Source organism: Aequorivita sp. Q41, from assembly GCF_039831855.1.
Classification (GTDB): domain Bacteria; phylum Bacteroidota; class Bacteroidia; order Flavobacteriales; family Flavobacteriaceae; genus Aequorivita.
This window is the reverse complement of the sequence record NZ_JBDPMS010000001.1, coordinates 1,855,170-1,874,864: the sequence shown is the minus strand read 5'-3', so window position 1 is coordinate 1,874,864 and position 19,695 is coordinate 1,855,170. Positions and strand designations below refer to the sequence as shown.

The 19,695-nt window shown below is 35.1% G+C and carries 18 protein-coding genes; 3 read left to right on the top strand and 15 right to left on the bottom strand.

The window, feature by feature from the left end; all coding sequences use genetic code 11:
• Window positions 1-105: 105 nt before the first annotated feature.
• Both nadE and ABJ955_RS08585 read left to right on the top strand, forming a co-directional pair.
• Window positions 106-894 (top strand): NAD(+) synthase, encoded by a 789-nt coding sequence (nadE, locus tag ABJ955_RS08590; protein ID WP_347374175.1) that lies wholly within the window; start codon window positions 106-108, stop codon window positions 892-894.
• A 163-nt stretch (window positions 895-1,057) separates the two neighbouring features.
• Window positions 1,058-1,690, top strand: coding sequence for a response regulator transcription factor (locus ABJ955_RS08585; RefSeq protein WP_347374174.1), 633 nt, complete (start codon window positions 1,058-1,060; stop codon window positions 1,688-1,690).
• Here the strand turns inward: ABJ955_RS08585 and dnaG are convergent, their stop codons facing one another.
• From dnaG to ABJ955_RS08545, 8 genes are all read right to left on the bottom strand, one after another.
• A complete protein-coding gene (gene dnaG / locus ABJ955_RS08580; RefSeq protein ID WP_347374173.1) occupies window positions 1,691-3,649 on the bottom strand; it encodes a DNA primase in 1,959 nt (652 codons plus the stop codon). It abuts the gene before it with no gap.
• Between the two features lie 151 nt (window positions 3,650-3,800).
• Window positions 3,801-4,187, bottom strand: a complete 387-nt coding sequence (locus ABJ955_RS08575; RefSeq protein ID WP_347374172.1) for a hypothetical protein — start codon at window positions 4,185-4,187, stop codon at window positions 3,801-3,803.
• 124 nt (window positions 4,188-4,311) lie between these two features.
• Window positions 4,312-5,394, bottom strand: a complete 1,083-nt coding sequence (locus ABJ955_RS08570; RefSeq protein WP_347374171.1) for a hypothetical protein — start codon at window positions 5,392-5,394, stop codon at window positions 4,312-4,314.
• Window positions 5,395-5,476: 82 nt separating this feature from the next.
• Window positions 5,477-6,250, bottom strand: coding sequence for a hypothetical protein (locus ABJ955_RS08565; protein ID WP_347374170.1), 774 nt, complete (start codon window positions 6,248-6,250; stop codon window positions 5,477-5,479).
• Window positions 6,237-6,803 carry an RNA polymerase sigma factor gene (locus tag ABJ955_RS08560; protein WP_347374169.1) on the bottom strand — a complete coding sequence of 189 codons (567 nt, stop codon included), beginning with the start codon at window positions 6,801-6,803 and terminating at the stop codon, window positions 6,237-6,239. The genes ABJ955_RS08565 and ABJ955_RS08560 overlap by 14 nt, the downstream gene beginning before the upstream one ends.
• Before the next feature lie 154 nt (window positions 6,804-6,957).
• Entirely contained in the window at window positions 6,958-7,935 is a 978-nt protein-coding gene (locus tag ABJ955_RS08555; protein ID WP_347374168.1) for a polyprenyl synthetase family protein, read from the bottom strand.
• Window positions 7,936-8,115: 180 nt separating this feature from the next.
• Window positions 8,116-10,644 (bottom strand): alkaline phosphatase family protein, encoded by a 2,529-nt coding sequence (locus ABJ955_RS08550; protein ID WP_347374167.1) that lies wholly within the window; start codon window positions 10,642-10,644, stop codon window positions 8,116-8,118.
• On the bottom strand, window positions 10,631-10,780 hold the full coding sequence (locus ABJ955_RS08545; RefSeq protein ID WP_347374166.1) for a hypothetical protein: 150 nt from the start codon (window positions 10,778-10,780) through the stop codon (window positions 10,631-10,633). Before ABJ955_RS08545 ends, ABJ955_RS08550 begins: the two co-directional genes overlap by 14 nt.
• A gap of 581 nt (window positions 10,781-11,361) precedes the next feature.
• Between ABJ955_RS08545 and ABJ955_RS08540 the strand changes: the two genes are divergently transcribed.
• Complete coding sequence (locus ABJ955_RS08540) at window positions 11,362-11,706, top strand: T9SS type A sorting domain-containing protein (RefSeq protein ID WP_347374165.1); 345 nt, start codon at window positions 11,362-11,364, stop codon at window positions 11,704-11,706.
• Window positions 11,707-11,754: 48 nt separating this feature from the next.
• Here the strand turns inward: ABJ955_RS08540 and rlmN are convergent, their stop codons facing one another.
• The 7 genes from rlmN to ABJ955_RS08505 form a co-directional block, all read right to left on the bottom strand.
• Window positions 11,755-12,795, bottom strand: coding sequence for a 23S rRNA (adenine(2503)-C(2))-methyltransferase RlmN (rlmN, locus tag ABJ955_RS08535; RefSeq protein WP_347374164.1), 1,041 nt, complete (start codon window positions 12,793-12,795; stop codon window positions 11,755-11,757).
• Between the two features lie 84 nt (window positions 12,796-12,879).
• Entirely contained in the window at window positions 12,880-14,538 is a 1,659-nt protein-coding gene (locus ABJ955_RS08530; RefSeq protein WP_347374163.1) for a T9SS type A sorting domain-containing protein, read from the bottom strand.
• Between the two features lie 123 nt (window positions 14,539-14,661).
• The gene (gene queA, locus ABJ955_RS08525; RefSeq protein WP_347374383.1) at window positions 14,662-15,711 is read right to left on the bottom strand and encodes a tRNA preQ1(34) S-adenosylmethionine ribosyltransferase-isomerase QueA; all 1,050 of its coding nucleotides are present in this window, start codon (window positions 15,709-15,711) and stop codon (window positions 14,662-14,664) included.
• Between the two features lie 162 nt (window positions 15,712-15,873).
• Window positions 15,874-17,106 carry a 3-phosphoshikimate 1-carboxyvinyltransferase gene (locus tag ABJ955_RS08520; RefSeq protein WP_347374162.1) on the bottom strand — a complete coding sequence of 411 codons (1,233 nt, stop codon included), beginning with the start codon at window positions 17,104-17,106 and terminating at the stop codon, window positions 15,874-15,876.
• Window positions 17,103-17,345 carry a hypothetical protein gene (locus ABJ955_RS08515; RefSeq protein ID WP_347374161.1) on the bottom strand — a complete coding sequence of 81 codons (243 nt, stop codon included), beginning with the start codon at window positions 17,343-17,345 and terminating at the stop codon, window positions 17,103-17,105. The genes ABJ955_RS08520 and ABJ955_RS08515 overlap by 4 nt, the downstream gene beginning before the upstream one ends.
• A complete protein-coding gene (locus tag ABJ955_RS08510) occupies window positions 17,346-17,672 on the bottom strand; it encodes a nucleotide pyrophosphohydrolase (protein ID WP_347374160.1) in 327 nt (108 codons plus the stop codon). It lies immediately after the preceding gene.
• Entirely contained in the window at window positions 17,672-19,690 is a 2,019-nt protein-coding gene (locus ABJ955_RS08505) for a transglutaminase domain-containing protein (protein ID WP_347374159.1), read from the bottom strand. The genes ABJ955_RS08510 and ABJ955_RS08505 overlap by 1 nt, the downstream gene beginning before the upstream one ends.
• Window positions 19,691-19,695: the final 5 nt, after the last annotated feature.

The following is a 19,695-nucleotide window of genomic DNA, read 5'->3' as shown; positions in this document are numbered from 1 at the left end:
CGAGAAAATGTTATGGTTGATTAACGCCATTCTTTTTTATTAATTTTATCTTTAGCAACTCTTGCGGTGCAAAGGTATTATTATAAAAGATTAAAAACACAAAAAATGCAATCTGAAAAAGTAATTAAACACATTGTAAATTGGTTAAAAAATTATGCTGTAAACGCAAAGATGGATGGCTTTGTAGTTGGAATTAGCGGCGGAATAGACTCTGCGGTAACTTCAGCGCTTTGTGCAAAAACAGGAATGCGAACCCTTTGCATAGAAATGCCCATTCATCAAGCTGAAAGCCAAGTTACACGTGGCCGTGAACACATCAAACTTTTAAAAGAACACTATGCCAATGTTAGTGATACAGAAGTAAACCTGACCTCCGTTTTTGAACAATTTAAAACTGAAGTACCGCAAACCTCTGACGATAGCTTTCTCGACCTCTCGCTAGCCAATACACGTGCGCGCTTAAGAATGACAACACTTTATTATTTTGCAGGCTTACATCGGTATTTGGTTGCTGGAACCGGCAATAAAGTTGAAGATTTTGGGGTAGGTTTTTACACAAAATATGGTGATGGCGGTGTAGATTTAAGCCCTATTGCAGACTTAATGAAAAGTGACGTTTATAAAATTGGGGAAGCATTAGGAATTGTGGACTCTATTATGAAAGCTGCTCCAACAGATGGTTTGTTTGGCGATAGCCGTTCAGATGAAGATCAACTTGGCGCAAGTTATGATGAATTAGAATGGGCTATGAAAATGAAAGAAAACGGTAAAAAAAGTGATGATTTTTTAGGTAGAAAAAAGACTGTTTTTGATATTTATAATAAATTAAATAAAGCCAATCAACACAAGATGAAGCCAATCCCTGTTTGTGAAATCCCAAAAAACCTACATTAAAACTGTAATTTATCGAGTAATTCAACCATTAAACGAATGGTTTGTTATTCTTTCCCTTAAGATTATATAAATTCAAAATTGATTGCTAATATTACGTAGCTAAAACCAACTTCTCCCCAAATCTGACGGTTTTATTTATTCAAGAATTTATAAAAACATTAAGATGAAAAAAGTTGTAATTGCTGACCATCACCCAATAACTAGAAAAGGGATAGCAGCTTTATTAGATGGAACAAATGAGTATTTAATTGTAGGAAAGGTATCGCGCGGACACGAACTTTTACAATGTTTAGAAAGAGAACGACCAGATATTTTAATTTTGGAATTAGACATTCCTGAAATGAATGGGTTTCACGCATTAAGAAGTATCCGTAATGAGTTTCCTAACACCCGTGTTGTTATCTTCTCTTCACATCCTGAAGAAATCTACGCAATGCGTTCTATAAAATCTGGTGCTGCAGGATACATCCCTAAAACATCTTCAAAAGAGATCTTTCTACAGGCTATTAAACGCATTTCGTCAGGATCCATCTTTTTAAATGAAAAAATTGAGCAGGCATACAACAATAAATCTAATACAGACAATACAATTGTGGGGCGTTATAAAAAATTATCGGCTAGAGAAGTTGAAGTTTTGAACTTACTCTCTAACGGAAAACGAAACAAAGACATCGCTTCTTTATTAGAGATAAACGAGAAAACGGTAAGTACCTACAAAACAAGATTATTGAAAAAACTCAATGTTTCAAGTTTAGCGGAGATGATCAATCAAGCACGTATGTTTCAATTTTCGTAGTTAAAGAACCCTGTTTAGTTTATTGGAAAGAACTTTTTTAAGACTAATGTAGTCTACAATTTCTTGCAATCCACTTTCCTTTTCAGGGTTGTCCTCTTGCTTCATCGTTTCAGAAAGTTCATTTATTTTTTGTGAAACTAGATGACGGCGTAGATTTAAAATTGTCTCACTCACAATTTGCGCAACTGTTTGGTCTTTCTCTTTTACGTAAATTTCTTTACGCTCCCAATTACTCAAAGCGTATTTTTCTTCTTCCATCAAAATATGTGTGATAGCAGAACCCATTTCAGGACGAATCTCGTTTATAAAAGATTCTACTTTAGCATCAGGATTTTGGGTGAAACGATTTACAACTTCATAATAAAGTTCTTTAAATTCTGAATTTGTAAATTCAATTTCATCTTCCTGTAAATCGAGGTAAATTTTTTCGAAAACACGCGATTTTTGAATTTCTGGTTTTAAAGAAATTTCTCCTTTTTCATCCGCTTCCAGAATTAATTCTTCAAAATCTTCTTCTACATTTCCATATAAAAGCAAGAGTTCAATAATTTTTTGTTCCAATTGAAATTGAACATCTACTTTTTCAATTTTTTTTTTTGTTGGAATAACTTCAAAAGCTTCCTGAGGAATTCCTTCCTTTTTGGAAGTATCCTTTTTGTCCTTCTTAAAAATCTGAGCAAGCGTATTAAAAAGAACTTGTTCCGAAATATCCATAATCCGCGAACACTCCTTTATATACACTTCTCGCTTTATAACATCAGGAATTTTCGCAATGCTATTTACCATATCGTGTATGGTTTCAGACTTCTTAATAGGGTCATTTTTTGCCTCCGAAGCAAGTAGTGAGGCCTTAAATGTTATAAAATCATTCGTATTCTCTTCTAGATATAAGGTGAGTTCTTCCAAAGAATTTTTTCGCGAAAAACTATCAGGATCTTCACCTTCCGGGAAGGTACAGATTTTAACGTTCATCCCTTGTTCTAAAATAAGATCAATCCCGCGAAGTGATGCCCTAAGTCCTGCTGCATCACCATCAAAAAGGACCGTAATGTTTTTTGTAAGTCTATTTACAAGGCGAATTTGTTCTGAAGTTAAAGCGGTTCCCGAAGAGGAGACCACATTATGAATCCCTGTCTGGTGAAACTGAATAACATCTGTATATCCTTCAACCAAATAACAGTTATCTTCTTTTGCAATACTTTGCTTGGCATGAAAAATACCGTAAAGCACCTTACTTTTATGATAAATATCGCTTTCTGGAGAATTAAGATATTTTGCAGCTTTCTTTTCAGTAGTTAAAATCCGTCCACCAAAACCAAGTGTGCGACCACTCATACTCAGAATTGGAAAAATTACTCTTCCCTTAAAGCGGTCAAATTGCTTTTCTTCTTTAACTATAGAAAGTCCTGATTTTTCTAGATATTCTAGTTTATAGCCTTTTTTAATAGCATGAGCTGTAAAAGCATCCCAAGAATCTGGTGAATAACCGAGTTCAAACTTTTCTATGGTTTCGGTTGTAAAACCTCTTTCTTTAAAATATGATAAGCCAATCGCCTTACCTTCTTCTGTTTTTTTTAATGTAGTATGAAAATAATCTTTAGCAAATTCACTTACCAAATAAAGACTTTCACGTTCGTTTACCTGCTCTTTATCCTCAGCAGTTTGTTCAGTTTCTTCTACTTCAATTGCATATTTTTTAGCTAAATACTTTATGGCCTCGGGATAAGTAAAATGTTCATGCTCCATTAAAAAAGCAACTACATTCCCACCTTTTCCGCTACTGAAATCTTTCCAGATTTGTTTAACGGGGCTTACCATAAAACTCGGCGAACGCTCGTCTGTAAATGGGCTTAAACCTTTAAAGTTACTCCCCGATTTTTTTAACTGCACAAAATCGCCAATTACCTCCTCTACGCGGGCGGTCTCAAATACAGTATCTATAGTAGTTTTAGAAATCAAATTTCGTAAAGCATTAGATTTTATTTGTGCAAAAATAGGGATTTCAACTAAGTTGAAAGTTTAAATAACCAAATACTAAAAACAATAAACACAAAAACTTTAGTAAGAACAAATCTTTCCCTAAAACATCATCAAGTATATGGCTGTTGTGCTAACTAACTCTTGAAAGCCTCAAAACTTTTTCCACTTCTACGTCGCACTTCATCGTTTTTGTTTGCCCCATAATAAGTTTTACCACGACGTTTTTTAAATAAGCACGTTTGTTATTCCCGTAGCGCGAAATGTAATAGTTTTTAAATTTTTCTACCGCATAGTTATCATCAATCTCAATAAATACAATTGAATCGATGCTGTTATTGAAATTCTCATAATGCGGGGTATGAAGATTTTTATTCTTAGTTAAATCCAATGAAATCAAGTAGTTTTCATCGTCAATATCTTCTACAATATTTTTACAAGAAAAAAAATTTGAAATTTGCTGTCCTTTTTTTAATTGGATGTTTAGCTTAAGATTTTGCTTACGGAGGTCCCTTTTCATAGTTTTAAAAATTAAGATTGAGAGCGCTCAGTTTTTGTCGATTTAAATATAGGCAAAAAACCTGCACATTTTTAAAAAATGCACAGGTTTAAACAACGAATACTATAAAATTAAAGTGGTTTGGCTAATCCATATCAAATCTTAAACCCAAGGAAACATTACGTTGGTCCAACCCATTGTTTTTGAATAGTGTATTTAAATCATATTTTGCATAAAGCGCAACGCCCTGCCAGCCTATATAGCCACTAAGACCGTAGATAAAACTATTTGTATTGTATTCAGATTTGAGTTTTAATTTTTCATCCTTGCCATTTTCTTCAAACTTTAATTTTTGACGCACACCCAAATTTATCCCAGCATAGCCCCCCAAACCAATTTTTACTTTATTATTTGTTGAATATCGAAAATAATCGTCGTGCTCAATTTTTTTTGAAGGCCCAAATTCAAAGTGTACTGGCACCACCAAATTGTCCATTCTAAATTTAGATTTATCCAAATCTAAGGGATGTACTTGAAGTTCGGTTTGTTCTCCTGTGTCTACAAAAAAGCGATTTTCCGTAGGCTTCAATCCATTAAACTGCACAGACAGCCCATACTTAAGTCTTAACCAATTGGTATTTTTAAAAACCCGTGTTTTCCAAGCCCATCCTAGTTCTGCAAAACGACTTCCAGCAACTTTAAAATCTGAATCTTCCAAAGATTCACCTTCGGTAACTACATTGTTTAAACCAAATGCAAAAACAATATCTGAAGTGGTACGTCGGTCGTATTTTTTTATTTTTTTAGCAGAACCACTTTTAACGTGTATTCCAAATACCCGATCGTTGTCTGAATCCTCTCTGCCAATACCCAAAATAATACTTGTCCCTTTAATCTTTGTAGAATCTATTCCGTTACGGTTTATCAAAGCCAATTGATTGTCAACAATAGCAATTCTATTTTCAATGTTTAGTGCATGCTTTTCTGCTGCTGCTTGCTTTAAAGTTTCTGCTTCCGCTTCTGAAATTACTTCATTTTGTAACCGAGCGTTTATATTTTCTACTTCTTTTTTTAAACCGTCCTTTTCTTCCTGTATTATTTGCTCTTTTAAAGAATTCAGTTGTTCAACTTCAGCTTTTGTCCAATCTGGAGGGTTTTGTGCATAGCTATAAGTAGTGGTTAATATCCAAATTGTCAAAGCTGAGCTTAAGGTAATTAATGATTTCATTTTGTTCGATTTTTGATTATTGATGAATGATATTTAGTAGTGAATAAATTAATTATTCGCAGTGCTGATTAGGCTTGTGGTTTTAATTATTCCGTTCTAAAACAGCCGTTCTTATTTTATTAAAACTCTCGCCGAGGGCATCGAAAACTTTATCCCGAAAACTTTTTTCAAGCTCCCATTCCACATCCTGCAAAAGTGCTGTAGCATCTACTTTTGGGCTGTTTAAAATTCGTTGTGTTTGGATTTCACGGCGGGCGTTGTTTAATAGCAACTCAACTTCTGCTACCGATACTTCCTGATTATTTTCTTTTAACTTTTTTGCCGATGCTACAACTTCATCAATTTTAGTATTAATAAGTATTTCTTCAGCTGAAAGGCTTCGCGTTTCTTCTACAACAGGTTTTTTCGCTTCTTCGGTTGAAACTTTTGCCAAAGGTGACGCGTTTTTAATCTTTTTGTCTATTTCAGATTTCCCTTGAGGTGGTACTTTATAAACGTGTTCTTTTTCGTCAGAATTATCACTTTCAATTTTAGGTTTATTTTTTTCCTCGGCAGCAATTTCAACTGTTTCTGTATTGTTTGAAATTATTTCAGAAGGCGTCTTTAAAAGCTGCTTATCAATAGTTTCATTAACTATTTCTGTATTTACTTCAACGCTGTTTTTATTAAAGAAAGTTGAAGCTAAAATTAAAAACCCAACAAAGCTTGCTGCAACGTAATACCATTGTACTTTCTTCTTTTTTGGCTGACTGGCTTCCAGTTTTACTTCCAGCTTTTTCCATGCATCCGCGGAAGGCTTTAACGCTCTTGCCTCCAGTTTTTCACGGATATTATCCTCTAGTTTAATTGGTGCCATAACTTAAATTATTTTGTTTATTGACCCTGTTTTGAAGCATTCTTCGCGCTTTAAAAAGTTGTGTTTTTGACGTATTCTCACTTATTTGAAGCAGTTCGCCAATTTCACTGTGTTTATAGCCTTCAACTGCATACAACACAAAAACTGTTTTATAACCATCGGGTAGGCTGTCAATCAATTTTTGAATTTCATTTACTTCCAGCTCCGTTTCAATAAAAGTGGAATGTGCAGCAACATTTTCAAGTTCCGTTTCAGAAATAAAATTTAGTTTTTTGTCCTTCCGAAGTTGGGAAATACTTTCGTTTACCATTATTCTTCGAATCCAACCTTCAAAACTTCCTTCGTTTTTAAAATCTTTTAAGTGTGTAAACATTTTTAAAAAACCAGAGAGCATTACTTCTTCCGCCAAATCGTTATTCTTTAAATACTGTCTGCAAACCCCCATCATTTTTGGTGAGAAAAGCTCAAACAATTGGTGTTGTGCACGACGGTCTCCCTTAGACGCCTGGGCAATCAACTTAGAATAATTTTTATGTAAGGGTATAATTTTCAAAATACGCTTCGCTTTTTAACGCTTCTATTTTAATAGACGCAGGTTTTTGAAATAGGGTTGCCTAAAGGTGAAAAAAAGTTTTTACCATTTAGAAACCATGTGTTAGTTGCACCCAAGAAGACCCTGTAAATTGCTACTATGCGCAGTAGAAACGCTACTTTTTTCGGTCAATAACATAATTCACCATCAATTCTAAAGATTCTTTATAAGGGGAAGTTGGGTAGGTTTCTAAAAGCTGGAGTGCTTGTTGTTGGTATTCCTTCATTTTGGAAACGGCATAATCAAGGCCTCCATTTTCTTTTACAAATGAAATAACTTCGTTTACGCGTGTTTTATCTTTATTGTGATTTTTAACGGAATTGATTAACCACTTTTTTTCTTCGGAAGTAGCATTATTTATAGCATATATTAAAGGAAGCGTCATTTTTTGCTCTTTAATATCGATGCCCGTAGGTTTCCCGATGTGTTCATTTCCGTAATCGAAAAGATCGTCTTTTATTTGAAAGGCGGTACCGATGAGTTCACCAAATTGGCGCATTTTTTCTACTTCTCCATCTGTTGCCATTACCGAACGGGCGCCCATTGCACAACAAGCTGCAATTAAAGTTGCTGTTTTTTGACGAATTATTTCGAAGTAGATCTCTTCTGTAATATCCAGCCTGCGGGCTTTTTCAATTTGTAATAATTCGCCCTCGCTCATTTCACGAACAGCAACCGAGATTATTTTTAATAAATCGAAATCATCATTATCAATGGAAAGCAACAAACCTTTCGAGAGGAGGTAATCGCCTACAAGAACGGCGATTTTATTTTTCCAAAGTGCATTTATACTAAAAAAACCACGGCGGCGATCGCTGTCGTCTACCACATCATCGTGTACTAATGTTGCTGTGTGTATAAGCTCTATGACGGATGCGCCGCGATACGTACGTTCATTTACCTCGCCATTCCCTGTCATTTTTGCAATTAGGAATACAAACATAGGGCGCATCTGTTTTCCTTTACGATTTACCACATAATGCGTAATTCTATTTAGAAGCGATACTTTGGAAGCCATAGAATTGGAGAACTTTTTTTCAAAAAGCTCCATTTCATTTTCAATGGGAAGTTTTATGCGAGATACTATCTTCATTAAGGCCCAAAGATAGTTAAAAATGGACGATGGTTTTAGCTCTTTTTTTTAGGTGACATTGATGCTTTTTGAAATAGAAATAGGATTTTTATGGTTTCTCAAGGTAATAAGTGTACTATCTACTAAAAAAAGAGCGGCAAATTGCCGCTCTTTTACAAACGATCACTTTTATCAATTTTCTTATTCTGATTTATTTCGATAAAGGGATTTATCTATACAACGACCCATTGCTACTTTATTTAAAGGCAATCCAATAAATGCTTCTATCTTATCCAGCATTTTATTTGGACTTTCTAAAACTTCTTTATAGTCAATATAAACTAACTCCACCCCAGGCTCTCTTTCTTTCCAGACCTCAATATGGTTTAATTGCTCTTGATAGGCATTCAACAAAGAAATAGGCAAAGTATCAGTGCGTTTACCAATCATTTTTTGTTGGGATTTTATCACTTCGTCCAAATCACGTTTCATAAAAATTATCTTATACCTAAATTCGGGGTTTATATGCTTTAATAAAGGAGCCACTACTTTTAATGATTTATTTTGTGCCTTTTCCATCCAGGAATTATCTTTATGCAATGCCATAACAGCTTCGTACTCATAGTATCCTTTTGGGTTTGATTCGTCTGCCGCTCTTTTTCCATCAGTGAGGGTATTTATCCCTCCCTTATCTAACATTTGCATCATTAAAGACGTGCCTGAACGTGGCAAACCAGATACTAAAACGATTTGATCTTTCCTATATTTTTTTGACTCCTTATCCTTTAATTCGAGTGGACTTAAAAGTTTTTCCTCAATATTTTCAAGTGCTTTTTCAGCTCTATGATAGGTTTTAGGTTTTAAGCGTTTTGCCGTTTCGTATGCTAATTTTGCATTTTCAAAATCCCCTAGTTTTTCTAAGGCTTCCCCAAGCGTATAATGGGCTTCAGGGTAATATTTTACTAATTCAATACTCGTTAGGGCTGTTTCTGCAGCTTCTTCATATTCGCCCAATCTAACTAAAACTTCGGCAAGTCCGGTATGATATTTCGCCCTATCACTTTCAAGTTCAATTGTTTTTTCAAAAGCAGCTCTAGCTTTTTCAAATTGACTTGTTCTTCTATAGAGTTTCGCTATTTGAAACCATATTTCGGGGCTAGATTTACGTTCTTTAGCATTCATTAAAAGTTCTAAAGCCCCCTTTATATCTCCTTTCCCAAGAAGAATTCGCGATTCAGCAAAATAAGTTGTGTGTTTAAATTCATCATTTAAACTACGAAGCTTGTCTAAATACTCCTGAGCTTTATCAAAATTCGAAAACTTAATTTCGATCGTTAACAAGTCCATATAATATGGAATGAGGTCTATTGGTTCAGGTTCTAGAATTAATTCTAATAAAATTCTCCGCGCTTCTTCATAATCTTTTTTACCAAGGTACACCCGAGCCAAATTATGTTTTAGATCACATCGGGTTTTTAAAATTGCATCTTCAATTTTTTCTTCAGGACGCTCTATATAACCCAATTCAATTAATTGCTCCATAGTTTCATTGTCGGTAAGTTGATCCGTTTCCCGCTCTTTTAGCAACTCTCCAAAATCTCCACTCTCCTCATCCCAACTTTTAATATATTGAACTTCTCCTGGGTCTTTAAATATATCTAAAGCTACTTTCCCGTCCATATCTTCCCCAACAGGCAACCCGTAATGATGCAAAAGAGTAGGAGCTATATCAATTAAACCGAGACCAAAAACCTTCTCATTCTTCTTAATATTTGGCCCTTTAGCTACAAACATTCCAAATTGTCTATGTTCCAATGCTGGAGCTGCAGGGTATTTTGGCATTTCCAGAATTCTGTTAGCTCCAGATTCATACCCATGGTCTGAAACAACAACCACCGTAGTATCTTCATCAATAAGATCTAACATACGTCCCAGCATCATATCTTGAAATTTATAAGCACCTACAATTACATCTTTATATAATTCATAATGCCTTAGCGGCACCTCTTTTAATTTTGGAGGATGGTATTTCATAAAAGCATGGCAAAAATGATCTATCATATCGTAATATACAGCCATAAAATCCCACTCCGTATTCGCCATTGTATATGTTGCAGCAGAATGAACAGAAACGTTTTCAGCGAGTATTTTTGAAAATGTTGATAATGATTGATCTTTTTCTTGATTTATTTGAGCTGCATTTGGCACAAAAGGAAGTACATGCTGCCCAGTTACCTCATAAGGCCGTAATCGTAGGTCTCTTATTTTTTGTACAAATTTTTTCGGATGAATTGCATCAGGATGAATTGGATTCTTTTTTTTTGGATCTTTCTGAATTTTTTGAAATTTCTCAGAAATAACTACCCCATTAATTGGTTCTGCAGGGAAACTAGGCCACCAGCCTACTAAATTACTTTTATACCCTTTATTGTGAAGTATATTCCATATTGCTCTTGTTTTTCTAGAGTTTGTAGTCACTGGCCGCACACCTTTTAAATCTGGAGCTAATTCTATAAACCCTAAGACACCATGCTTATCTGGAGTTTTTCCAGTTGCAACACTTGTCCAAAGCATAGGTGAGTAAGGTGGGTTCATAGTACTCATATTGCCATACACTCCTTCATCAATTAGTTTTTTTAAGGAAGGCATTTCACCTTTTGCTAAAAGCGGTCCAATTATTTTCCAATCTGCCGCATCCCAACCAATTAACACCAATTTATTCTTCTTCATCAATCTTTGTTTTTTGTAATTCGTTTCTTACTTTTCTCCATTCTCGCAAACCAATATCGCCTAATGCTAAGAGACCTAACGATCCTTCAATAGTTATTTCAACTGGAACTCCAGTCGTTGGGTTTTTATTATTCATATTTTTTGGAATTTTGACAATAAAGTTATATTTTTATAAGCGAATTTAATATTAATAAAGTTCTTATTTAGGATCGAACTTAAACACACCTCTAAATTATGAAAAAAAATACTCAAAAATCTTTTAATAAGAGAATAGCTTCGTATGGTGCTTTAGCACTTGCAATTGCCTGAGTTTCTGATGCTGCAGGGCAAATTGAATATACAGATGTAGATCCTGATGAAGTACTAACCGGAACAAGATTCTTATTAGATTTAAATGGAGATTCAGCTACTGATTTTGAAATTAGTAACGACGGAGTATTCTCTGGCGCAATACCCGGAACAACAGCAAGGGTTTACACTTCAAACTATGGTTCTATATTAGGAATAAATGGAGGAAACTATAACTATCCCTTTGCTTTAAGTGAAGGAGATCTTATTGATGATACGCAATTAACTTGGATTACAAATTCAAACTATCAAACCTTAAACTGGCAAGGTTGTGCTTATACAAACAGCCAATGGTGCGATGGGCAAGTAGATAAATATTTAGGCCTTCGTATTAGCATAGGTACCGATCAATTTTATGGATGGGTAAGAATGGATATTCCTGCTGATGCTTCAAGTATAACTATAAAAGACTATGCAATTAATACTGTAGCCAATGAAGGTATTGAAGCAGGAGATATGGGCTCTACCGCGGGAGTAGCTGATAATAATTTTGAAGGTTTCAAACATTTTGTTACAAACAATCAATTAAATCTTATTGCAAATACTTCAATGGAAAATGTTTCAATTCATAATTTACTCGGTCAGCAAGTTTTTACAGAAAAACTTTCGAGCACTAATGAAGTAATTAACCTTTCAGGATTACAAGCTGGCGTTTATATTACTGCCGTAACTATTAATGGAACTACTAAGAGCGTTAAAATTGTAAAAAACTAATTTCCCTTATTTTAGTTTTATAAAAAGAGCGGCAAATTGCCGCTCTTTTTATTGTTTATTTGCTAACTGCCCGCAAGCAGCATCTATATCTTTTCCGCGGCTTCGGCGAACGGTTACCGGAATTCGGTCGTGTTCTAATGCCTGAAGGTAATCATCAATTGCTGTAGCAGAAGCTTGCTGGAAGTGGCCATCATCAATAGGATTGTATTCAATAATATTTACTTTACAAGGCACGTATTTGCAAAAAGTAACAAGCGCCTCTATATCCACCCATTTATCATTTATACCTTTCCAAACAATGTATTCATATGTTATTTTACGCTTTGTTTTAGCGTACCAATACTCTAATGCTTCCCGAAGGTCTTCTAATATAAAACTCTTTGCAAAAGGCATAATTTGTTCACGTGTTTCTTGAATTGCAGAATGCAACGAAACAGCAAGATTAAATTTCACTTCGTCATCAGCCAGTTTTTTAATCATTTTTGGCACACCAGAAGTAGAAACCGTAATTCGTTTTGGCGACATCCCGAGCCCTTCCTCTGAAGTAATTTTTTCAATAGACGCCAATACGTTTTTATAATTCATCAAGGGCTCGCCCATTCCCATAAAAACAATGTTTGAAAGGGGCTTGTTGTGATACAATTTACTTTCACGATCTATCGCGACTACCTGGTCATAGATTTCATCTGGATTTAGGTTGCGCATTCTTTTTAGTCTAGCAGTAGCACAAAAAGTGCAATCCAAACTACAACCCACTTGTGAAGAGACACAGGCTGTAGTCCTTTTTTTTGTTGGAATTAAAACCGATTCAACCACCAAACCGTCATGAAGTTTTACGGCATTCTTAATGGTTCCATCATTACTTTTTTGAAGGTGATCAACTTTTATATGATTAATTACAAAGTTTTCCTTTAAATGCGCCCGAGTTTCTTTTGAAATATTAGTCATATCATCAAAACTATGACTGCCTTTACTCCAAAGCCATTCGTAAACCTGTGTCCCACGGAAGGCTTTATCACCTATACTCTCAAAAAAACTTCTCAGTTCTTCTTTTGAAAGTGCGCGTATGTCTTTTTTTTCTGAAACCATGGCGCAAAATTACCATATTTTAAAGTAAATAGCCTCTTTTCTTTTCAGAATAGAGGCTTTACTTAATTTAGAATTATGGTTGGTTTATCGTTTAATTATTATTTTCTTGGTAACAGAATCATTGCTATCCTCATCTACCAAATGAAGAAAATAAACTCCTTCTGAAAGATTCTCGACTGCAATAGTATTCATTGTATTGGACAATGAACCTGAGTGAATGTGTTGGCCTAAAGCATTTGTAAATTGGTATGACAAATGTGGATACCTATTATTCATCACTGTAATATTGGTATTTGCAGGATTTGGATAAATTTTAAGGTCCCCTATTAATTGAAAATCAGGCAAGTTCAGTAAATTTTGAAGTGTTTCAATAGTAGTTTGCCCTGTGTTTAAAGGATCTAACCAATCCATTAGTCTGGTAGCTGGTGTGTTGCCGCTATTCCAGGAAACACCAAACCTACCATAAATATCGTAGTCCTTATTATTTTCATAACCATCACAAGCTGACTGACCTGCATATAGTTGGCCAATTATTCTTCCGTTTTCATTAAAAAGTGGAGAGCCAGACGAACCACTCTCTGTAGTTCCAATTTCCCATCCATCTCCTGTACCGTGTGCTCCACCTCCAATAAGCCAAACTTGTGTGCCGTTGGCATCATCTTTTTGCGCCCCAGAATCGTCCCGAGTTATTTTCATGATATCGCCATTGGGATGGTGTATTCCCACCTCAAACTGCGGATTAGCATCAGAGTTATCCCAACCTGCAAAGGCAACATCCCAAGATTCTGGAATGGGGTCAAAAAGTTTTACCAGCGCAAAGTCACTCAGGCTATTTTTTGCTTTCAATTCTGCGCCACTAACTGTAAAATTTGTTTGTAAGTTACCACTTTCACCTTCAGTACCACAGACAGGTGTTGGGCTTACCCAATTAAAACGGATTGTCCAAAGTGCTGGATTGCTGTTTTCCAAACAATGGTTTGCTGTTAATAAATAAGGGGTTTTATCGTTTCTCGTATTATTAGTAAGCGCTGCAGAACATAAATGGCCGTTTCCTAAATTTAAGAGTGCCACTGCTTTTTTCACTAAATCTTTTTTAGAATCAAAATCATTTCCGATAGCGCAGTTTACATCATAATTACAATCTCCAGAATCGTTAATTCCGCGATTACCATCAAATAACGTATTCACTCTTCCCATTCTATACCCATGAATAACGTTATTCACCTGAAGCCTCGGGGAAGCTATACTTTGTGGTGGCTGATAATATTCTATCCAAATAACATCACCTTCCACAAACCAAGTGCCTAATTGCCCTGCTTCTTGATTCTGATTACTTGTAAATGTTGAAGTAATATCAGTACGGTCGTTATTATAAAGTTGAAGCCTGGAACCTAAGGGTAAAAAAAAGTCATCAAAATTAACACTTAAATTTAAAGCGCCAGGAGATTGGATTGTAGCTCTCCATATTTTTCCTCCATCTGGCAAGTTGGTCCAGAGGCCACCTGTTTGCATATTTAAATTAACCTGCCTTTGAATACCATATCGCCAAGGCATAGATTTATCTAGGTCGTTAATACTATCCTGTAACCGTATCTTATTAAAGTCTAAACTAGGTAGCTTAATTATTCTAGGAACTTCATCTAAATATAAATCCCAGCTTGCAGGCGTATCATTTCCGCCACCCTGAGAAAAGGCAGTGAAAAAAGAAATACATAAAATGAATAAAAGTATCGTTTTCTTCATTCGAATAACTGAGTAATTTTCAATAGACTAATATATATTTTTATTTTGACATTTGAAAACCAAACGCTTGTAAAATAAAAAATCCCGATATATCGGGATTTTTATAACTAAGTGTTTTTCTTTTTAGATAATCAACATTGCATCTCCATAAGTATAAAATCTATACTTTTCTTTAATTGCTTCGGCATACGCTTCTTTAATAAAATCGTGTCCAGCAAATGCAGAGACCATCATCAACAAAGTAGATTTTGGTGTATGAAAATTTGTAACCATTGCGTTTGCAATACTAAAATCATACGGAGGAAAAATAAATTTATTAGTCCACCCTGAAAAAGTATTTAATGAATGATTTGAAGAAACCGAACTTTCCAAAGCACGCATTGCAGTGGTACCAACGGCACATACTCGTTTTTTTCTTTGAATTCCTGTATTAATAATATCCACCGCTTTTTGATCGATACTCATTTCCTCAGAATCCATTTTATGTTTTGAAAGATCTTCAACTTCCACAGAGCTAAAAGTCCCTAAACCTACGTGAAGTGTAACCTCAGCAACATTTACCCCTTTAATTTCAAGACGTTTCAACAAGTGCTTCGAAAAATGCAAGCCCGCAGTTGGGGCGGCAACAGCACCTTCATTTTTAGCAAAAATAGTTTGGTAACGATCTGCATCTTCAGGTTCTACTTCTCTTTTTATATATTTAGGAAGTGGCGTTTCTCCAAGTTCTGTCAATTTATTACGAAACTCCTCATACGAACCATCAAAAAGAAAACGCAGTGTTCTTCCACGCGATGTTGTATTATCGATAACCTCAGCCACCAATGTTTCATCATCCCCAAAATAGAGTTTATTACCAATTCTAATTTTTCGTGCTGGATCTACTAAAACATCCCAAAGACGGGTTTCAGAATTCAATTCTCTCAAAAGAAAAACTTCAATCCGGGCACCTGTTTTTTCTTTATTTCCGAATAAACGTGCTGGGAAAACTTTGGTATTATTAGTTACTAATACGTCATCCTCCTCAAAATAATCAATAAGATCTTTAAAAGTTTTGTGTTCAATGGTTTTTTCCTTTCGGTTTAGTACCATTAAACGTGCTTCATCTCTATTTGGAGCTGGATATTCTGCTAATAATTCCTCTGGAAGATTAAAGCTGAAATTTGAAAGTTTCATTCCCATAATTCGTCGTGTCTTTATATTTTTAAAAGGCTGCAAATATACAACCTCAGAATAGGCGTTGTCAAGTAAATGAAGGTTTATTTCACGCAGCAATCCTCAAAGTGTGAGTTTTAGGTGCACTCAAGCCTCTTACAAACACATATAGGAAGGAAATAGTTACAAAAATTCGCAAAAGATACCCGTATGTTGAAGGTCATTCCAAAAATTAGGGTACGATTTTGAAACCACCTCAGCTTCATTTATAACAATGTTTGTTTTTAAAGCAAGTGGTGCAAATGCCATGGCCATTCGGTGGTCTTGATATGTTTCAATAGACACAGCTGCATTCATTTTTGTTGTTTTTTGAAGCATCAAAGCGCTGTCATCCACTTGAATTTTAGCCCCCAACTTCTCTAATTCGCATTTTAAAGCCAAAAGCCTATCTGTTTCTTTAATTTTTAAGGTGTGAAGTCCTGAAAGATTACAACCAATGCCCAATCCAAAACAGCTTACGGCAATGGTTTGCGCCAAATCTGGAGTATTAGCCAAGTCAAGCATTAAGGTATCTGGCAAGGCTGTGTGTGTTTTAGAAAGCGAAATAGTCTTTTCTAAATCATTAAAAACAGTTTGTACTCCTAAGGTTTCATAAATTTGAACCAAAGCGGAATCGCCTTGCAAACTTGCTCCTGAAAAACTTCTGAGAACCATTTTAAAGTTTTCTGAAAGCGAAACTAAGCTATAAAAATAGGAAGCTGAACTCCAGTCTGATTCTACAATTAAAGTTTTATCTCCTATTTTTTTTGTTGCCGGAACTATTATTTCATTTTTATTAAAATCACCTTTTATCCCCAGCTGTTTTAAAAGGGAAAGCGTCATTTCAATATATGGAATCGATGTTGTTTTTCCTTCCAAAATAATACGAAGTCCGTTGGAAAGCATTGGTGCTACAAGCATTAAGGCTGAAATATATTGGCTGCTTACATCCGCTTTCATTTTTACTTCACTTTTTTTAAGTGTAGTTCCTTTTATTTTTAATGGTGGAAAACCTTCATTTTTAAGGTATTCAATATCTGCACCCAAACTTTTTAGGGCATTTACTAATATTCCGATTGGTCTTTCCTGCATACGCTTACTCCCTGTAAGCGTTATTTGAGCTCCTTTTTTTGCCGCAAAATACGCAGTAAGAAAACGCATTGCCGTACCTGCATGATGCACATCTACAGTGCCATTAAACACTTTTATCCCCTCTTGCAAGGCTTTTGTATCGTCGCTTTCAGATATATTTTTAATTAAAATATTCGGAAATTGAGCCTGAAGGATCAACATTCTATTCGATTCACTTTTTGAACCGCTAATGTTGATGGGTATCGGTTTATTCGGAGAAGTTCCAGGTTTTAAAATGGCTTTCATCGCCTAGATTCTTTTTCGCGAAGTTTTGATCTAAACTTTCCGAAGGTTACAAAAAAGCCATAAACAAAGCCTGCTAATAATAAGGTGGTTATAAACATTAGTGGATTTCTTTCAGTGAAATACGCCATTGAAAAACCTTCGATTGCCCATTTAATGAGTGCAAAAACTACCGCAAAAGCAATTGCTAAAAAACATACCGATTTCCAAAATCCTTTTGTATTTATAACCTTTTTAAACATTTATTTTAGTTTTTTATTTGCGTGGTGCCTATCGTGATCGCGTTTGGTTTTTAAATCCAGTTTCTTTTCAAAAGCCTTTTCTAAATCTATCCCTGTTTGGTTTGCAAGGCATAAAACTACAAAAATAACATCTGCAAGTTCCTCTCCTAAATCTTTAGCTTTGTCTGATTCTTTTTCACTCTGCTCGCCATAGCGCCGAGCAATAATACGCGCCACCTCGCCTACTTCTTCTGTAAGTTGCGCCATATTTGTGAGTTCATTAAAGTAACGAACACCGTGTTCCTTTATCCAAGAATCAACTGCTAACTGTGCGTTTTTTATATCCATTATGCTTTTGAGAGAATTACTTTTTCGTTTTCCTTCGCAATTAAAAGCTCATAGAATTTTTTCAAATTCCCATATTCTTCAGCAGCAATAAACGATTTGTTTATTGAAAACTCCACTGAAAGTTGCAATTTATTCCCTACTTGTGAAATTAAATAACGGTAACTTCCCACGTTTTCACCTAAATTAAACACTGCATTTTCGGGCATTGACTCTACAACATATCCTTCAGGCAATGCAATGTTTACAATATATCGATTCTTGATTGGAAATCCATAATCAATAGGATACTGGCGCGTATCTGGCTTAAAAGGCGTTTCCTTGGTTGCCATAAAAACCAATGGTGAGAAATATAATTTGCCCGCTACATCTTCTACAGCATCTAATGACTCAAAATCATATTGCAAAGAAACTGGTTTGCCAAGTGTGCTTAAATTTTCAAAACTTACATTCGCAAGTTCTGCTTGGTCAGTATCTTTTTCTAATGCTTTTCGCTGTGCATCTTCATTTAAACTTTTGTATTCCGTTCGATATTTAAATGCATAATTTCCTGTAAATCTGCTTTGATTTTTTCCTGAAATAGACATATCTGGCTTAATTTCCGCATTTACCATTGAACTTTGTACCGCAGGAATTATTGAACTTAAAGATACCCAAGCAGAAGTGCCATCTCGCTTAATAACACGCCCTTGCCAGTTTAATATATTCGATTTTAAAACGCCTATCTCAGCATCTTTATTGGTTGCATCTAATAGTAACGTTCCTGAAGGAAGATCAACCGCTGCAATAACATAATTAAAGCCGTTACGCGTAGGAAACAAAGGGATGCCATGTTTTTTTGTACTCACTAATACTGGATTTGCATCAAGGTTTGCATGACGCAACATCGCTACCAACATTAAATTAATGTCTGCTACATTTCCAGAACCTTTTTTATATGCAGATTTAAGCCCTTCGTTTGAATAATAACCGTTATAACCGTTCCAATTCATTTTATTCAAAACATATGAAAAAATACGACTTATTTTATCTTCAGGATTTGAAACACCACTTAATAGCTTGTCTATAGCATCTTCAAAATAATTGGTTCGCTTCAGCTCTGTTCCAAATTCATCTACTCGGTAAATACTTTTAGAAACGTCTTCCCATGTTGTGGCGTATGTTTTCAGCGGTGAGCCAGGAAAATCTATATAACTCATCTCAAATTGAAGTGCCGTCGTATAATTATTTAAATTACCTACATACGATTCTTCCTTAAGTGCTGGAACATTTTCTAAAGCTACAGTATAGGTGTCTTCATTAAATTTAACCTCTCGCGTTGTAGTTTCTGGAATTCCTGCGCCTTGAAATGCCCTAATATCCTGTGTTGTTTGCCTATAACTCATTGTACGCTCCCTTGTTTCAGAATCAACCTTATAAGGAACCCAGCCTCTTTGGTGCGTTTTATACACAAAATATTCCGGGGTGGTAAAAAGCACTTTTAGTTTATCTACCGGAATGGTTTCCTGAAATCTAAATTCATCTATATTAAAGATAAAAGGTGAATTGATCGTGTATTTGTACTCAATAACACAACCTTCACGAACATCTGGCATGGTGATTTTTGTTTGTGTTAAATATTTACTGGTTTCTTCTTCAAAAATACCATCGTTTTTCAATTTTACCTCTTCTACTTTCCCATCGGCACCAAGATAGTACGTATACCCTCTCAATCCAAGAAGTTTATCTTCACCATCTCCTTTATAAATATTTATAGTCGCATTTGCCCAATCAAAACCTTCCTTAGTATAAATTTTAATTCGCTCAAAATAATCTGTCACCATATACCAACCTGCATCTTGTGTATATTGAAAATCGGTCTTAGTTTCACGATAAAGCACTGCGGCATCTGCGGTTGGTTCAGACGGGTGTTCTTTCTGAAGTATTTCTTCTTTAGACACTTTTCCGAATTTATAATTTTGTGCAATAGAAATATTCATAAAGAATAGTACCGTAATTGCTGAAAGTATACGTGTTTTCATTTGAA

Bases quoted from the DNA above. Each gene is read 5' to 3' on its own strand.
- ABJ955_RS08570 (WP_347374171.1), bottom strand. From the start codon at position 5,394: ATGAAATCATTAATTACCTTAAGCTCAGCTTTGACAATTTGGATATTA.
- ABJ955_RS08520 (WP_347374162.1), bottom strand. From the start codon at position 17,106: ATGAAAGCCATTTTAAAACCTGGAACTTCTCCGAATAAACCGATACCC.
- rlmN (WP_347374164.1), bottom strand. From the start codon at position 12,795: ATGGTTTCAGAAAAAAAAGACATACGCGCACTTTCAAAAGAAGAACTG.
- ABJ955_RS08575 (WP_347374172.1), bottom strand. From the start codon at position 4,187: ATGAAAAGGGACCTCCGTAAGCAAAATCTTAAGCTAAACATCCAATTA.
- ABJ955_RS08540 (WP_347374165.1), top strand. From the start codon at position 11,362: ATGGATATTCCTGCTGATGCTTCAAGTATAACTATAAAAGACTATGCA.
- ABJ955_RS08510 (WP_347374160.1), bottom strand. From the start codon at position 17,672: ATGGATATAAAAAACGCACAGTTAGCAGTTGATTCTTGGATAAAGGAA.
- nadE (WP_347374175.1), top strand. From the start codon at position 106: ATGCAATCTGAAAAAGTAATTAAACACATTGTAAATTGGTTAAAAAAT.
- queA (WP_347374383.1), bottom strand. From the start codon at position 15,711: ATGAAACTTTCAAATTTCAGCTTTAATCTTCCAGAGGAATTATTAGCA.
- ABJ955_RS08550 (WP_347374167.1), bottom strand. From the start codon at position 10,644: ATGAAGAAGAATAAATTGGTGTTAATTGGTTGGGATGCGGCAGATTGG.
- ABJ955_RS08585 (WP_347374174.1), top strand. From the start codon at position 1,058: ATGAAAAAAGTTGTAATTGCTGACCATCACCCAATAACTAGAAAAGGG.
- ABJ955_RS08530 (WP_347374163.1), bottom strand. From the start codon at position 14,538: ATGAAGAAAACGATACTTTTATTCATTTTATGTATTTCTTTTTTCACT.
- ABJ955_RS08505 (WP_347374159.1), bottom strand. From the start codon at position 19,690: ATGAAAACACGTATACTTTCAGCAATTACGGTACTATTCTTTATGAAT.
- ABJ955_RS08565 (WP_347374170.1), bottom strand. From the start codon at position 6,250: ATGGCACCAATTAAACTAGAGGATAATATCCGTGAAAAACTGGAGGCA.
- ABJ955_RS08545 (WP_347374166.1), bottom strand. From the start codon at position 10,780: ATGAATAATAAAAACCCAACGACTGGAGTTCCAGTTGAAATAACTATT.
- ABJ955_RS08515 (WP_347374161.1), bottom strand. From the start codon at position 17,345: ATGTTTAAAAAGGTTATAAATACAAAAGGATTTTGGAAATCGGTATGT.
- ABJ955_RS08555 (WP_347374168.1), bottom strand. From the start codon at position 7,935: ATGAAGATAGTATCTCGCATAAAACTTCCCATTGAAAATGAAATGGAG.